Raw genomic sequence first — 15,796 nt, 5'->3', positions numbered from 1 at the left:
TCTTCGGTCCGTCTTGTTGAGGTGCGTATTATAGACGGTTTGTATTGTGTGTCAACCAGTTTTGAACAGTTTTTCCAATTAATTTTACTGCTTTAATAATAAGCCATATTTATCAAATACTTAGTGAAAATTTAATTTTCAAATATACCAACTGCAAACACATGATGGCATCCATTATCTCTATTTTCTTTTGACCGCTTTCCTTAGATGGTTAGTTATCTACTCCCGAATGATTCAGCTGATTGGTTTGTGCGCTTTATATTTGCGACTGCTTTGCCAGTTTTAACTCACCTATATCTATATAGATACTTATAGACACACTGCTATTAATTCCAAACAGTTGTGATTCGTTGCCTCTACTATATTAGAAGCCGCATATCCTTTACATTCTCTGCTATCTAGTGTTAATAGGCAGTATTTGCTACAATAGTTACTTTCAAAATATTACTTAATGTGGCACCTGTATTTAGCTATATTCAGAGGATAACCTATTTAGCATCTTGACAGTTTGAGTTTGGCTCGTCGGATGACTGTTGTTCTCTATAAAGTATGGTTTGGTTTTAGTTCAGGTGCTTTAATAAGTCATGTTTATCATTTACAACACATTCCAGTGATTAGATACAATTGATGTGGTCTTACGGTTAAATGATTGATTGTTGCAATCATCACTGCCAACGGACCCAAAAAGGTGAATAGATTATGGTAGCGATTACTTTACCCGATGGTAGCGTAAAAGACTTTGAAGGCAACACAACCGTTATGGAAGTGGCGCAAAGCATTGGGGCAGGATTAGCTAAAGCAACAGTTGCTGGACGCGTAGACGGTCAGTTGGTAGATGCACACGATCCTATCATTGCAGATGCTAAGGTCGAAATCGTGACACCGCGAGACTCCGATGGTGTCGACATCATTCGCCATTCATGTGCGCATTTGCTTGGTCATGCTGTCAAACAGCTCTACCCTGATGTAAAAATGGTCATCGGTCCTGTTATTGATGATGGCTTTTATTATGATATTTATAGTGAGACACCGTTCACCCCTGAGCACATGGAAGCCATTGAAAAACGCATGGTTCAGCTGATTAAGCAAGATTATGACGTCATCAAGAAAATGACACCACGTGCTGAAGCCATCGAAATCTTTCAGTCACGTAATGAAGATTATAAGCTAAAACTGATCAACGATATGCCGGGCGAAGAAGCCTTTGGCCTGTACCACCATCAAGAATACGTTGATATGTGCCGTGGTCCGCACGTGCCAAATACGCGATTCTTAAAGGTATTCAAACTGACCAAGATGTCAGGTGCCTACTGGCGCGGTGATGCCAAAAACGAGCAGTTACAGCGTATATACGGCACCGCATGGTCAGATAAGAAAGATTTAAAAGCTTACATTCAGCGTATCGAAGAAGCCGAAAAGCGCGATCACCGTAAAATCGGTAAGGCACTAAATCTGTTTCATATGCAAGAGCAAGCACCTGGCATGGTGTTTTGGCATGCAAACGGCTGGACGATTTATCAAGTACTTGAGCAATATATGCGTAAAGTACAATACGATAATGGTTATGAAGAAGTAAAAACACCACAAATCGTCGATCGTAGTCTATGGGAACGCTCAGGTCACTGGGGCAACTATGCCACCAATATGTTTACCACATCGAGTGAAAGTCGCGATTATGCGGTAAAGCCAATGAACTGCCCATGCCACATACAAGTATTTAACCAAGGGCTAAAATCTTACCGTGATTTGCCTTTACGTATGGCAGAATTTGGTTCTTGTCATCGTAACGAGCCATCAGGTTCATTACATGGTCTAATGCGTGTTCGTGGTTTTACCCAAGATGATGCCCATATCTTCTGCACCCAAGCGCAAATTCAGCAAGAAGTTGCTGACTTCATTAAGCTAACATTAAAGGTATATGAAGACTTTGGTTTTGACGACATTATTATGAAGCTCTCGACCCGTCCTGAAAAACGTGTTGGTAGTGATGAATCTTGGGATTTTGCCGAAAAAGCGCTAGCTGATGCGTTAGATAGCTCAGGTCTTGACTGGGAATACCTGCCAGGTGAAGGTGCGTTCTACGGTCCAAAGATTGAGTTTAGTCTAAAGGATTCTTTGGGTCGCGTATGGCAATGCGGTACCATTCAAGTTGATCCAAACATGCCTGAGCGCCTCGATGCAGAGTTTGTTAATGAACAAAATGACCGTGAAGTACCTATTATGTTGCACCGTGCCATCTTAGGTTCATTTGAGCGATTTATCGGTATATTGATCGAACACTATGCTGGTTGGATGCCCGTATGGCTAGCACCACAGCAAATCGTGGTCATGAATATTACCGATAAGCAAGCCGATGCATGCGAAAATGTCGTTAACGAACTAAAAAATGCTGGATTACGAGCTGCTAGCGACTTGCGAAACGAAAAGATTGGATTTAAGATACGAGAGAAAACATTAGAACGTATCCCCTATATGCTAGTATTAGGAGATAAAGAAGTCGAATCGGGCAGTGTCAATGTCCGGACACGTGAAGGTGAAAACCTAGGCGTGATGAGTATCTCTGACTTTATTACACTAATGCAGAACGCTGTCAGTAAAAAAGGCCGACAGATCCCAAAAACAGATGAGGAGTAATACCTATTAAACAGTCCAACCGTTTGAACATCAACGAAGATATCAATGTCAAAGAAGTCCGTCTCGTTAAAGAAGATGGCGAGCAAATGGGTGTGGTTGATATCGAAACCGCGATGAAAGCGGCACGTGATGAAAGCCTAGATTTGGTTGAATTGGTTCCTGAAGCTAAGCCGCCAGTATGCAAAATCATGGATTATAAGCATTTCCTCTATGAGCAAAAGCAAAAGGCTAAAGAAGCTAAGAAAAACCAAAAGCAAACTCAGCTCAAAGAGATGAAGCTACGCCCTAGTACGGAAGAAGCCGATTATCAGGTTAAACTGAGAAAAATCGTTAGCTTTTTGGAAGATCAAGATAAAGTCAAAATCAGCATCCGCTTCCGCGGACGTGAGATGGCGCACCAAGACATCGGCCGCAAACAACTTGATCGTATCATTGAAGATACCGCTGAAATCTCAAACGTCGAACAGTATCCTAAGATGGAAGGTCGTCAAATGGGTATGTTGCTCGGACCCACTAAGAAAAAGTAATCTCTGTTTACAAGATTACTGCTAGTGGTGACTGCTAATCGCCATGATTGTCAGTCGTTATTAATATGGCTACTTATAAATTTCGACCATCAATATGCCACGGGATATTGATGGTTTTTTTTACTGTTAATCAGTAGAAAGCCAAACCCTACAGTCCCAATTGTTACGCTTGCCAATCTATTAAGGCGCGCCCTCTATTCAATCGACCCTTATCTAGATAGAGCGAATTGGCTGAATCTTTGCCAAACGTATTTACAAAATCCATCTTCTCACTGTCTTATTAACAGGGTAATCTTGACAATAACGATGGCCATACTCCTATCACCATCACCCGAATAAAAGTAATCAATACAACCAAATGAGAAGAAGAAAGTATAAAAACCTTCTCGACTATCAGTTTTACTTTTGACACGCCTAGCCGTTGACGACATTGATAATCAAACCCGCATACTATCCATTACATTTTAAATATTATAGGAAGCCTTATGCAACAACTGACACCACCAGAAAACACGTCTACACCCAGCATCTCTCTAACCGCGCCTGAGCCTGTGAAAGAAGTACAGAAAAGTGAAGCAGACCAAATGGTGACGTTGGATAAAAGCCAGATCCCAGAGCTGGATGCCAAAGTTGATGCCTTCGTCGACCATGTCATTACCAACTCTGTACACAGCTCGGAGTTCCAACAGAATGTACAATCTATCCATAACTTAGGCGCCAAAGAGATTCGTGAATCAGCACAAGTTTCCAATCGTATGCTTGAGTTACCAGCCAAAAGCATCAACGACAGCCTATTCGACAACTCTCCTATTGCGAGCTCTCTGACTGAACTACGCGGTATCGTCGAAGATCTAGATCCTAGTAAAAAAGAGTTGACCAGCTCACGCAAACTGTTTGGTCTCATACCATTCGGTAATAAGGTGCAAGATTACTTTCGTCAATATGAATCCGCACAGTCTCACATCAATGCCGTCGTAACCAGTCTTTATAATGGTAAAGATGAACTGCTAAAAGACAATGCGATGATTGAGCAAGAAAAAGTAAATATGTGGGAGTTGATGCAGTCTATCCGCCAGTATATTTATGTTGGTAAAAAAATAGATGAGCAATTGGAACAAAAGGTCTATGCTATAGAAGCCACAGACCCTGAAAAAGCTCGTATCATCAAAGAAGAAATGCTTTTTTATGTGCGTCAAAAGAACACGGACTTCTTGACACAGTTGGCCGTGAACGTACAAGGTTATTTGGCACTTGACACCATACGCCGCAATAACTTGGAGCTGATTAAAGGCGTAGACCGTGCGACTACAACGACTATATCCGCGTTGCGTACGGCTGTGGTCGTAGCACAAGCCATGACCAATCAAAAACTGGTACTTGACCAAATCACTGCTTTGAACAAGACCACTAGCAGTTTGATCGAATCAACCTCCGCCATGCTCAAGCAGCAGTCGGGTGAGATTCATGAGCAAGCAACCAGTAGCAGTATCGAGCTTGATAAACTGCAAAATGCCTTCAATAACGTCTATGATACGATGGACATGATTAGCAACTATAAGATTGAAGCGCTCGATAATATGAAGCAAACGGTCAATACTTTAACGACCGAGGTAGATAAGGCACAAAAATATCTAGATAAGTCGAACCAGACCACAGTTCAAGAAGTGTCTAAAGAGTTGGACAGTAAGAAAATAACTGACAAATCAAACACAGTAGATATCGATATTTGATATATTTTGTCTGCTGTTGATTTATAGAAGTGATCGCTTCTCGCTACCGAATACATATAAGACGATTGACGCAAGATATTGCGTCGTCGTTCGTGTTAAGATAGCCATTATTAATAATTTTAAAAACAGATACGGTAATTTATGAGTTGGAATGATCCAAACGCCTCAAGCGAGGCAAAAAGATATGACAATCCCATCCCTAGTCGCGAGTTAATACTCAGCACTATCAATGAGCATGGTGAAGTCACTCATCAGAAGCTGGCTCAAATCTTTGGGATTGAGGATCCAGATCAGTTTGATGCTTTGGGCAATCGCCTAAAAGCGATGGCCCGCGATGGTCAGGTAAACCGTGAAGGTCGCCCTTATCGCTATCGTGCAGTCACCAAACAAGACATCGTTACAGGTCAAATATCAGCCCACCCAAAAGGGTTTGGCTTTGTGCTATTGGACGATATGCCTGATCTGTTTTTGCACGAAAAGCAAATGCGTTGGGTATTTAACGGCGATACGGTAGCAGCAGTTGGCACATCGACAGACAATCGTGGTCGGACGGAAGGTCGCATCGTCGATGTGGTTGAGCGCCGTCAAAACAACTTCATCGGCACATTGGTGCGTGATGAAGAAGGCTACTGTGTTGATCTTGGTAGCCCAAACAACCACCAGCCGATTACCGTTACTGATGACAATGTGCAGGCACTAAACGCCAAACAAGGCGCTCCTGTCAAAGTTGACATTATCGATTGGCCAAACCAGCATGAGTTCGGCACTGGCAAAATCACAGAATTACTGTCCGATGATAACGATCGTGAGTTGATCATTGAGACCACATTGCTCAACTACGATATCCCATCTGATTTTAGTGAAGCAGCGCTCAAACAGGCCGATGACTATAAAGAACCGACTGACAAAGATCTAAAAGGTCGCACAGACTTGCGTCATTTACCGCTTGTGACTATTGATGGTGAAGATGCACGTGACTTCGACGACGCAGTATTTGCAGAAAAGCGCGCTGGCGGTAATTACCGTGTTTTAGTCGCTATTGCTGATGTCAGCTCTTATGTCACCCCTAACTCTCCATTAGATCAAGACGCTTACGAGCGTGGTACATCAGTCTACTTCCCGCATCGCGTGATTCCAATGCTGCCTGAAGTACTGTCCAACGGATTGTGCTCATTGAACCCTGACCTCGATCGTTTATGTATGGTCGCGGACATTAAGATATCACGTGCCGGTAAGATTACAGGCTATGAGTTTTACCCGGGTGTGATGCATTCTCAGGCTCGCTTGACGTATAACCAAGTGAATGCTTACTTTGACGATCCAAAAGACAACAGTGTACCTGAATCACTGACTGGCAATAAGAACGTCAAAAAGTCTATCGACACGCTACATCAACTGTATGGGCTACTCCTGAAAAAACGTGAAGAGCGTCATGCGATGGAGTTCGAAACCGTTGAGACTTATATTAAGTTTAACGAGAAAGGCGGTATCGACGCCATCCTACCGCGCACCCGTGGTGACTCGCAAAAGCTCATTGAAGAATGCATGCTACTAGCCAATACCTGTGCCGCAAACTTTGCACTAAAGCATGAGCTACCAGTACTGTATCGTAACCATGATAAGCCCGATGGTGAAAAGTCGATGCGTATTCACGAATATGCAAAAAACTTTGGTTTGCCCTTCCCAGAAGAAAACCCAACACAAGCGGACTATCAGCGCATCATCGAAGCAACGAAAGACAGACCAGATGCCATTAGCATTCACAGCATGCTACTGCGCTCAATGATGCAAGCGAACTATTCGCCCGACAACATCGGTCACTTTGGCTTGGCATATGACGAATACAGCCACTTTACCTCGCCCATTCGCCGTTACCCTGATCTCATGCTGCACCGCGCAATCAAAGCGCACGTAACCAATAGCAAGCAGCCCGTGATGGATTTCTCTCTTGAAGGCGCTGGTACACAAACCTCCGACACCGAACGCCGTGCAGAAAAAGCATCTCGCTATGTTGAATCTTGGCTCAAATGTCACTACATGAAAGATCATGTCGGCGAAGAGTTCAACGGAGTAGTAACTTCAGTTACTAGCTTCGGCTTGTTTGTCACCCTGAGTGACTTGTACATTGATGGCTTGGTGCATATCTCCAATGTCGGTGATGACTACTTTGTCTACGACGAACATCAGCAACAGCTGATTGGCAAAGATAAAGGCACGCTATTCGGGCTTGGTGATCTGGTGAAAATACAGGTCGCCGGTGTCAATATGGACTTGTTGCAAATCGATTTTGACTTGAAAGCTAAGCTACAAGCGAGTGAAATGAATCAAACGCAAAAAGACAAGCCTAAAAAGCCCGCCGCCAAAAAAAGCGGTGGCCGTGGTCGAGGACGTAGCAAAAAAAGCTAAACTCCGCTAGCACGCTTACTAAAAAGGCTAACGTCATCGTTAGCCTTTTTTTTATCTGGTTTTTATAGAGTGGTTTTCAAATCATTCAAAACGCACATGCCGACTCACTTGCTAATACTTCTACATTTCTTAAATACTTCTACACTTCTTAGATGAAACATCTCATTCGATTTGGCCTTGATTTGTCTATCCTTTGTCATATGCTTAGCAAGACTATATTGCTACTCCTGTGGACTATTGCTATTCAATAAATCTGTCTCATCTGTGCTTTCAGCAATCTCTTGTTCGACTTTCTCCATCAACTTGTCGTCCGGTCGAGCATCGAGGACATCGTTAGCATTACGCCCTTGCAGTATCAGCTTGGCACGTGCTTTTGCTTGCTGCTTATCTTTGTCATCAGAAATACTATTACCTTGCGCTTCATCTGGCTGTTCTGGAGTGGTTGAAGTGATGGTTGCATCAGATTTGGTTGGGCTTGCACCGTTACTCTGCATGTGTTCAAAGGCTTTTTCTAATTCGTTGTTAAATCGCAATCGATAAATCGGCTCAGGCAAACTGAAACCATTGTTTTCTAACGCGTGCTTGGTCTCACGAATCGCGATACTACGAGCCTTGGCATAATTCGTCACTGATTGATCGACCCATACCTGAAACTCTAAAATGATATTGGAGTCGCCTACATTGGTAATAACGGCAATTGCTTTTGGTTCTTCCAAGACAAAATCCAAAGTGTATATTGCATCGAGTCCTACTTTAATTGCCGCCAGCGGATCATCGTTGGCATCCACACCCAGCTCGAACGTAAAGCGACGCTCGGGGTTTTTGGTGTAATTGAGAATGGTACCTTTAAAAACTTCTGAGTTCGGAATACGAAGCTGATTGCCATCTAAGGTCATCAATATGGTTGCACGTGAGGTCAGACGCACCACGATGCCTTCCTGCCCGTTCATCACGATGTGATCCCGCGCGCGAAATGGTTGACGGATACTAAGCATCAAGGAAGCGATATAGTTTTCGATGGTGTCTTTGACAGCAAAACCAACAGCGATACCGATAACACCCGCACCGCCAAGCAATGTACCTAAAATGGTTTCTGCCCCTATCAAGCTCAGTGCCAAAATAAGTCCAAAAACGATAAAAACGACCTTCACTGTCTGCGATAATAATTCAGCAACAAAGGGATTGGGCGTAACACGTTGCCACCATTTATTACGATTGGAAAGCCAACTACCAAACCATGTGACCAAAGCAAATATAACAATACCAACCAATAATAGCGGCGAAGCTTTGATGAGGTTTTGAGTTTGTGCCTTGAGTCCTTGATAAACCGTCGTTACATTATCTTGCACATCAAGAGTACGAATAATTTGATCTTCCACCGTGACCACTCCGGTCAGACGATTGGCCAAACTGATCGCTTGTTGCGCCTTTTTCTCGTTGGGCGTCTCACCCGTTAAGGTAACAACACCTTGAGTAACGCTTGCAGTGACTGTTTGCAAGCCGTCAATTTCTGAAAAGATACCATTGATGCGTTGACGGATATTATTATCTTGTTGCAGCGTAGCTGTCGTTTCTGAATCAGACGATGGCTCAGACTCTGTTGATACGTTTGATTTAGTTGGGTCGGAGCTTTCAACCTCGATCTCGTTTGATTCAGGGTCATCAGCGCCAACCTCTTCTGCACTCTCCACCCCCAATACTGTCGTTATGGCAGAAACTTCCTCCCCAGCAGCATAAGCAGGCAGGTGACAAAAGATACTTAATAGCAGTGCCTGACTCCACACTTTCAAGCAACGACGTATCGTCACGAGATCGGAATAAGTGGCCATAAGCATCTCTTACCTCTTGTCTGGTTATTAATATCATCTTTTTAGCACCGAGTCGATACTCAAGACTTGCTGTCTAAGTATCCTTGTGCTTTGCTCAGGTCCAACGTACCTTCGTAAATAGCACGCCCAGTGATGATACCTTCGATACAGTCGCCATGTGGCTTTAGTAGCTCGATATCTTTTATATCTGTTACGCCACCCGAAGCAATGACAGGTAGACCGCCTTCTCGAGCCAAGTTGACCGTTTGTTCGACATTGACGCCTTGCATCATGCCGTCGCGCGCAATATCTGTATAAACAATAGAAGACACGCCAACATCAGCAAAGCGTTTTGCCAATTCAGTCGCTTTGGTATCAGTCACATTTGCCCAACCATGAGTCGCAACCATGCCGTCTTTAGCATCAATACCAACAATGATGTGCCCAGCAAACTCTCGACAAGCTTCAGTGACAAAATCAGGATCTTCGACGGCTTTTGTACCGATGATGATATATGTCAAACCTGCAGTAATATACTGCTCAATAGTATTCATATTTCGCACACCACCACCTAACTGAACAGGCAAGTTCGGATATGCTTTAGCAATATCATTGACCACTTGTCGATGGACGGGGACGCCATCAAACGCACCATTTAAGTCGACCAAATGTAGGCGGCGAGCACCTTCGTCAACCCAACGTGCTGCCATTGCAACTGGATCATCAGAAAATACCGTATCATCCTCCATACGACCTTGTTTTAAACGCACACATTTACCGTCTTTCAAATCAATAGCCGGAATAATGACAGGCACAGCACACATATAACCTTCCTTAAAAAACACAAAATTTAAATGAGTTAAAAAATACAAACATCGGTGATATAAACAACAAGAAATGCCACAGAAAAAGTGACTAAGCGTATACTAACAGTTAATCCGCTGAGTGCTAGAGTGAAAGCTCTACTAAAGCGCATCAGCGCACTTGGACAACCGTAAAAACCCAATAATCATAACTACAAGTTTTAACTAACGAAATCGTTGACAATATTAGGTAAATTTCATTACTGGCTGGTAATTTTAGGTCAGTTTAGCGTATAATCCTAGGTAAATTTGTATTTGTTTCTATATGATGCACCATGCGCAGTGTTTTTATTTACTACAAAATGCATGACTATCAGGATGAATTGAGCCAAAGCTAAGTGAGCCGATACAGTATCGGCCGATATGCGGCTAAAAAGGATTATAGTAAAATTTCAACAGGTGGTTTTGAAGCAGACTACCCTTAGTCATTATAACTTTGAGATATCTTTTTATAAATCTCTATCACATCCGTATCATTAGATAACGATCTAGAATAGCCATAAACAGTTTAATAGCAGCTTATGTCATATAAGTAGCATTTGCTGATTAAATGCTTCGCTAGTTTGGCTTTCGACCAGTTCATTTATCACTTATAGATAATTTCACTACTTATCTAATCGGCGCTTCTTTGAGAAGTGCTGGTTAGGTAAGAGTAAAAAATTATACTGGTATGACAGATTTTTAATTTTCAATGAAACGTATGGTAGAGCTATTTACTTCAATCCAATTGTTTTGCGCACCATTTAAACGGTTGGGTTCGACTTGATAGTTCTAACATACACCTTGGTAGCCAGTCGCCAACTTTGGTAATTCGAATAAGACATTGACGTGTTGTTAAGGAGTCTAAGGTCAGCGTTAATGCTCTTATCCAGTAGTTTTGATCACATATTGTTTTCTAGAGAACTTTTTATCACTATTTTTTTGTAAAAGTGGTGGTTAAAAACTTTATTAAATGATGCGAACGTTCATGCTGCCGATATACCATACGGGACGTCTGGTATCGTTTTAGACTATGGACTAAGTTTTCGCTTATGATTACCATCAAAAAAGGTTTGGATTTGCCCATCACTGGTGAACCCTCCCGCGAGATATCTGAGCACCGACCCGCACATGTAGCAATTGTTGGCTATGATTACGTGGGTATGAAACCCACGATGAATGTCAAAGAAGGTGATGTCGTAGCCAAAGGTCAGCCCGTTTTTGAAGATAAAAAACGAGCTGGCGTTATCTACACTGCCCCTGCTGCTGGTAAAGTCATCGCGATTAAACGTGGTGAGCGTCGTGTGTTTGAAAGCCTTGTCATTGCGATCGACCCAGACGGTGAAGAAGTCGACTTCGAACGCTATGACTCCCAACAACTTGCTGATCTAGACTCAGAGGCTGTTGAAACTCAACTGATTGCCTCTGGTGAATGGACTGCGTTTAGAACGCGCCCATACAGCCGCTCTCCAGAAATCGGAGCTCGCCCCAGCGCTATCTTTGTCACAGCGATGGATACCAATCCATTGGCGTTTGACCCCACACTGCTAATCAATGAGCAGCTGCAAGCGTTCAATGACGGGCTCGCTGTGTTATCTACACTCAGCCCAAAGACGTTTGTCTGCCATCATGGTGATGCCCAATTGACACCAGTTGCAAAAACTGCAGCCGATAATGTCACTGAGTATCATAGCTTTAAAGGTAAGCACCCAGCTGGTCTTGCTGGCACTCACATTCATTTCTTACATCCAATCATGCGCGGTGTTAGCGTTTGGACGATTGGCTACCAAGACGTGATCGCGATTGGCAAGCTATTTACGACTGGTCATCTATATACCAGACGTATGCTGAGCCTAGCGGGTCCTTCTGTAAAAAACCCACACTTGATTATGACCGAACGTGGCGCAGATATCACCTCATTAACCAAAGATCAATTGGCTGCTGGCGAAAACCGTATCATCTCCGGTTCGGTCTTATCTGGTCGCAAAGTTTTTGACAACATTGCATTTCTTGGTCGCTTTCATAACCAGATTAGTGTACTCCCTGAAGGTCGTGAGCGTCCTGCGTTTCACTTCTTTACACCTGGCAAAAACCGCTTCTCTAAGCTGCCTATCTATATTTCGCAGTTTTTCGGTGGTAAAAAATACAACTTCACAACGACGAGCAATGGCTCACCGCGTGCGATGGTGCCTATCGGAGTCTATGAAGAAGTCATGCCACAAGACTACCTGCCAACACAACTATTGCGTGCTTTGATCGTTGAAGACATCGTTAGTGGCGTAGAATTGGGCGTACTGGAACTGGACGAAGAAGACATGGCTTTATGCACCTTCGTCTCTCCTGGCAAGTATGAGTTCGGTGACATCTTGCGTGATAACTTAACGCGCATTGAGCTGGAGGGCTAACCACGATGAAATTTTTACACAATATGTTCGATCGTATGGAGCCGTCTTTCACCAAAGGTGGCAAACACGAAAAATATTATGCCATCTTTGAGATGTTTGATACGTTCTTACGTCAACCAGGCTCAACGACACACGCATCTTCACACGTACGTGATGGTATTGATCTAAAGCGTATCATGATTACCGTATGGCTATGTACTTTCCCAGCGATGTTTTGGGGTATGTACAATGTCGGTCATCAAGGATTGACTGCTATTGCTCAGCTTGGCTTACAGCCTGAAGGCTGGCGTACCATCATCACGAGCATGGCAGGCTACAACCCAGATAGCATCTGGGCAAGTTTCGTCTATGGCGCTATGCAGTTCCTACCGATTTATATCGTGACGTTTGCTGTCGGTATTCTCTGTGAGATTATTTTTGCTGTAGTGCGTGGACACGAAGTCAACGAAGGTTTCTTTGTGACTTCTGTTTTGTTTGCACTCTGTCTACCACCAGATATTCCATTATGGCAAGTTGCTTTGGGTATCACCTTTGGTGTGGTCGTGGCAAAAGAAGTATTCGGTGGTACAGGTAAAAACTTCCTTAACCCTGCACTATCGGGCCGTGCATTCTTATACTTTGCGTATCCAGCCTATATGTCTGGTGATTCTATTTGGACAGCGGTCGATGGATTCTCTGGTGCTACCCCACTTGGTCTTGCAGCACTGGGTGTTTCGCCTCAAGATTTCGTTGATGTCTACGGTAATGCGATCACTTGGGGTGATGCATTCTTAGGCAACATGCAAGGTAGTATCGGTGAAGTATCGACGCTGGCTATCTTAATCGGTGGTGCCGTTCTACTTTGGACGCGTATTGCTTCTTGGCGCATCATGGCAGGCTGTGTGGTTGGTCTGATTGTCACTTCATTAATCTTTAATATGATCGGCTCTGAAGACAACCTGATGATGAATATGCCGTTCTACTGGCATTTGGTTATCGGTGGTTTTGCCTTTGGTGCAGTCTTTATGGCTACTGATCCTGTGTCAGCTGCTCACACTAATAAAGGCCGCTGGACCTATGGTATCTTGATTGGTTTTATGACCGTATTGATTCGTGTCGTTAACCCAGCTTTCCCTGAAGGCATCATGCTAGCCATTCTATTTGCCAACTTATTTGCTCCATTGTTTGATTACTTTGTGACCCAAGCAAACATCAAACGCCAAACAGCTCGGAGGGTTCGTTATGTCCAAGCCCAAAAGTAATAATACAAAAACCATCGGTGTGGCGTTAACGCTGTGCTTGGTGTGTTCGGTATTGGTCTCAGCAGTTGCTGTTGGTTTAAAACCAGCACAGGTAGAAAATGCGCGCTTAGACCGTAACAAAAACATCCTAGTTGCTGCTGATATGTTCAACGCTGAATCTGATACAGCAGACGATGTTGCCGAACGTTTTGAAGACTTCAACGTCGAGATTGTTGACTTAAGTGAAGGCAGCTATGTCGATGATGAAACACTAGCAGACGCTGGTATTCCTGATCGTAATACTTATGACGCTAGCCAAGCGACCAAAAACCAAGCACTAAGTGAAGATCTAGGCGACAATGATCCTGCTGGTATCGGCCGTAAGCCTATATATGCCAAAGTCTATGTTAAAAATGACGATGCAGGTGAACCTGAGCTGGTCGTACTACCCATTCAAGGCTATGGCCTATGGGGTACTATCTATGGTTTCTTAACCCTCGAGAGCGATATGAATACCATTAAAGGTATCAGCTTTTATGAGCATAAAGAAACACCAGGTCTAGGTGCCCGCATTGAAGAGCCAGAGTGGCGCGCTAAATGGAGTGGTATTCACTCTTATAATGCAGACGGCGAAGTTGCTACTGGTGTGACCAAAGCAGGTACACAAAGAGAAAACTGGGTTGACGGTATCAGTGGCGCTACACTTACTGGCCGCGGCGTAAGCAACATGATTCAGTTTTGGTTGGGTGAGCAAGGCTATAAGCCCTATCTCGACAAGCTACGCGAAGAGAGTGGTGAAACACTTGAAGAAATAGGCGCACAAGCAAGTCAATCAAAGCTAGCAGCTAAACCTAAAACCGAACTGGCAGCTGCGCTACCAGTAGTAAACGGCAAGGAGGCATGAAATGGCTGATACTAAAAGTATTTTAACTTCACCTGTTTTTGATAATAACCCCATCGCTCTTCAGATACTAGGTATCTGTTCAGCATTGGCGGTCACAACCAGCATGTCTAATGCCATGGTGATGTGTGTGGCTTTGACACTGGTAACAGCGTTCTCAAGCTTCTTTATCTCTATCATTCGTAAACAGATTCCATCAAGCATTCGTATTATCGTACAGATGACGATTATTGCTTCCTTGGTTATTTTGGTCGACCAGATCCTAAAAGCGGTTGCTTACGATGTGAGCAAAGGCTTGTCAGTCTTCGTTGGTTTGATTATCACCAACTGTATCGTAATGGGTCGTGCCGAAGCATTTGCGATGAGCAACTCACCAATACCTAGCTTTTTAGATGGTGTCGGTAATGGTCTTGGCTACTCTGCAGTACTACTATTCGTTGCGACTATTCGTGAATTACTCGGTGCAGGCACGTGGTTTGGTATCACTATCCTGCAACCTGTCACCGATGGCGGCTGGTATATTCCAAACGGTCTATTACTGTTGCCACCATCAGCGTTCTTTATTATTGGCTTATTCATTGCCATCGTCCGTATCTGGAAACCAGAACAGATTGAAGAAGCTGAGTTTGTAATGAAGCCACAGTCTAAAGGCATGGCACATGGAGGCGGACACTAATGGGACATTATATTAGTTTATTTATAACTTCAGTCTTTATTGAGAACATGGCGCTTGCCTACTTCTTGGGCATGTGTACCTTCTTGGCAGTATCCAAGAAAGTCTCAACTGCATTAGGTCTGGGTGTGGCAGTCATCGTTGTTATGCTGATTACTGTACCGCTGAACAACCTACTCTTTCAGTACATCCTAAAAAGTGGTGCGCTGGCATGGGCAGGATTCCCTGATATCGACTTGAGCTTTTTGGGCTTATTGAGCTACATTGGCCTTATTGCTGCCACAGTACAGATTTTGGAGATGTTCTTAGATAAGTTCGTACCAAGTCTGTACAACGCACTCGGTGTGTTCTTGCCACTCATCACTGTAAACTGTGCCATCTTAGGTGGTGTATTGTTCATGGTTGAGCGTGACTATAACTTTAGCGAGTCCGTCGTATACGGCGTAGGTGCTGGCTTTGGTTGGGCGATTGCGATCACTGCATTGGCTGGTATTCGCGAAAAGCTAAAATATTCAGACATTCCAGGGCCGCTACGTGGGCTTGGTATTACCTTTATTACGGTTGGTCTGATGTCACTTGGCTTTATGTCTTTTGGCGGTATGTCAATTTAAACCGCTAAGCTTAAAACCCTATTTAGCGATTTGACCTAT

At 43.7% G+C, this 15,796-nt stretch carries 11 protein-coding genes; 9 read left to right on the top strand and 2 right to left on the bottom strand.

Annotated elements, in window-relative coordinates; genetic code table 11:
- Positions 1–699: 699 nt before the first annotated feature.
- From thrS to rnr, 4 genes are all read left to right on the top strand, one after another.
- The gene (gene thrS, locus L0J61_RS00340) at positions 700–2,634 is read left to right on the top strand and encodes a threonine--tRNA ligase (RefSeq protein ID WP_301464321.1); all 1,935 of its coding nucleotides are present in this window, start codon (positions 700–702) and stop codon (positions 2,632–2,634) included.
- 23 nt (positions 2,635–2,657) lie between these two features.
- Entirely contained in the window at positions 2,658–3,161 is a 504-nt protein-coding gene (gene infC / locus L0J61_RS00335; RefSeq protein WP_301464320.1) for a translation initiation factor IF-3, read from the top strand.
- Positions 3,162–3,646: 485 nt separating this feature from the next.
- Positions 3,647–4,891: a toxic anion resistance protein gene (locus L0J61_RS00330; RefSeq protein ID WP_301464319.1), complete on the top strand. Its 1,245-nt coding sequence runs from the start codon at positions 3,647–3,649 to the stop codon at positions 4,889–4,891.
- Between the two features lie 141 nt (positions 4,892–5,032).
- Complete coding sequence (gene rnr, locus L0J61_RS00325; RefSeq protein WP_301464318.1) at positions 5,033–7,297, top strand: ribonuclease R; 2,265 nt, start codon at positions 5,033–5,035, stop codon at positions 7,295–7,297.
- A 221-nt stretch (positions 7,298–7,518) separates the two neighbouring features.
- Here rnr and L0J61_RS00320 read toward each other — a convergent pair whose 3' ends face one another.
- Both L0J61_RS00320 and hisA read right to left on the bottom strand, forming a co-directional pair.
- Positions 7,519–9,126 (bottom strand): mechanosensitive ion channel family protein, encoded by a 1,608-nt coding sequence (locus L0J61_RS00320; RefSeq protein WP_301464317.1) that lies wholly within the window; start codon positions 9,124–9,126, stop codon positions 7,519–7,521.
- Between the two features lie 59 nt (positions 9,127–9,185).
- The gene (gene hisA, locus L0J61_RS00315; protein ID WP_301464316.1) at positions 9,186–9,929 is read right to left on the bottom strand and encodes a 1-(5-phosphoribosyl)-5-[(5-phosphoribosylamino)methylideneamino]imidazole-4-carboxamide isomerase; all 744 of its coding nucleotides are present in this window, start codon (positions 9,927–9,929) and stop codon (positions 9,186–9,188) included.
- Positions 9,930–10,999: 1,070 nt separating this feature from the next.
- Between hisA and L0J61_RS00310 the strand changes: the two genes are divergently transcribed.
- From L0J61_RS00310 to nqrE, 5 genes are read left to right on the top strand one after another with little or no spacing between them, the layout of a single operon-like run.
- On the top strand, positions 11,000–12,352 hold the full coding sequence (locus L0J61_RS00310) for a Na(+)-translocating NADH-quinone reductase subunit A (protein WP_301464315.1): 1,353 nt from the start codon (positions 11,000–11,002) through the stop codon (positions 12,350–12,352).
- A gap of 5 nt (positions 12,353–12,357) precedes the next feature.
- Complete coding sequence (locus L0J61_RS00305) at positions 12,358–13,593, top strand: NADH:ubiquinone reductase (Na(+)-transporting) subunit B (RefSeq protein WP_301464314.1); 1,236 nt, start codon at positions 12,358–12,360, stop codon at positions 13,591–13,593.
- Positions 13,574–14,476 (top strand): Na(+)-translocating NADH-quinone reductase subunit C, encoded by a 903-nt coding sequence (locus L0J61_RS00300; protein WP_301464313.1) that lies wholly within the window; start codon positions 13,574–13,576, stop codon positions 14,474–14,476. The genes L0J61_RS00305 and L0J61_RS00300 overlap by 20 nt, the downstream gene beginning before the upstream one ends.
- Before the next feature lies 1 nt (position 14,477).
- On the top strand, positions 14,478–15,149 hold the full coding sequence (locus L0J61_RS00295; protein ID WP_301464312.1) for an NADH:ubiquinone reductase (Na(+)-transporting) subunit D: 672 nt from the start codon (positions 14,478–14,480) through the stop codon (positions 15,147–15,149).
- Positions 15,149–15,757, top strand: coding sequence for an NADH:ubiquinone reductase (Na(+)-transporting) subunit E (gene nqrE / locus L0J61_RS00290; RefSeq protein ID WP_301464311.1), 609 nt, complete (start codon positions 15,149–15,151; stop codon positions 15,755–15,757). Before L0J61_RS00295 ends, nqrE begins: the two co-directional genes overlap by 1 nt.
- Positions 15,758–15,796 lie beyond the last annotated feature (39 nt).

This window comes from Psychrobacter sp. (assembly GCF_030457785.1).
GTDB lineage: Bacteria > Pseudomonadota > Gammaproteobacteria > Pseudomonadales > Moraxellaceae > Psychrobacter.
The sequence above is the reverse complement of the archived record's forward strand: the minus strand, read 5'-3'. Positions and strand labels throughout refer to the sequence as shown.

Coding starts and splice junctions, on each gene's coding strand:
- thrS (WP_301464321.1), top strand. CDS start 700: ATGGTAGCGATTACTTTACCCGATGGTAGCGTAAAAGACTTTGAAGGC.
- L0J61_RS00330 (WP_301464319.1), top strand. CDS start 3,647: ATGCAACAACTGACACCACCAGAAAACACGTCTACACCCAGCATCTCT.
- rnr (WP_301464318.1), top strand. CDS start 5,033: ATGAGTTGGAATGATCCAAACGCCTCAAGCGAGGCAAAAAGATATGAC.
- L0J61_RS00320 (WP_301464317.1), bottom strand. CDS start 9,126: ATGGCCACTTATTCCGATCTCGTGACGATACGTCGTTGCTTGAAAGTG.
- hisA (WP_301464316.1), bottom strand. CDS start 9,929: ATGTGTGCTGTGCCTGTCATTATTCCGGCTATTGATTTGAAAGACGGT.
- L0J61_RS00310 (WP_301464315.1), top strand. CDS start 11,000: ATGATTACCATCAAAAAAGGTTTGGATTTGCCCATCACTGGTGAACCC.
- L0J61_RS00305 (WP_301464314.1), top strand. CDS start 12,358: ATGAAATTTTTACACAATATGTTCGATCGTATGGAGCCGTCTTTCACC.
- L0J61_RS00300 (WP_301464313.1), top strand. CDS start 13,574: ATGTCCAAGCCCAAAAGTAATAATACAAAAACCATCGGTGTGGCGTTA.
- L0J61_RS00295 (WP_301464312.1), top strand. CDS start 14,478: ATGGCTGATACTAAAAGTATTTTAACTTCACCTGTTTTTGATAATAAC.
- nqrE (WP_301464311.1), top strand. CDS start 15,149: ATGGGACATTATATTAGTTTATTTATAACTTCAGTCTTTATTGAGAAC.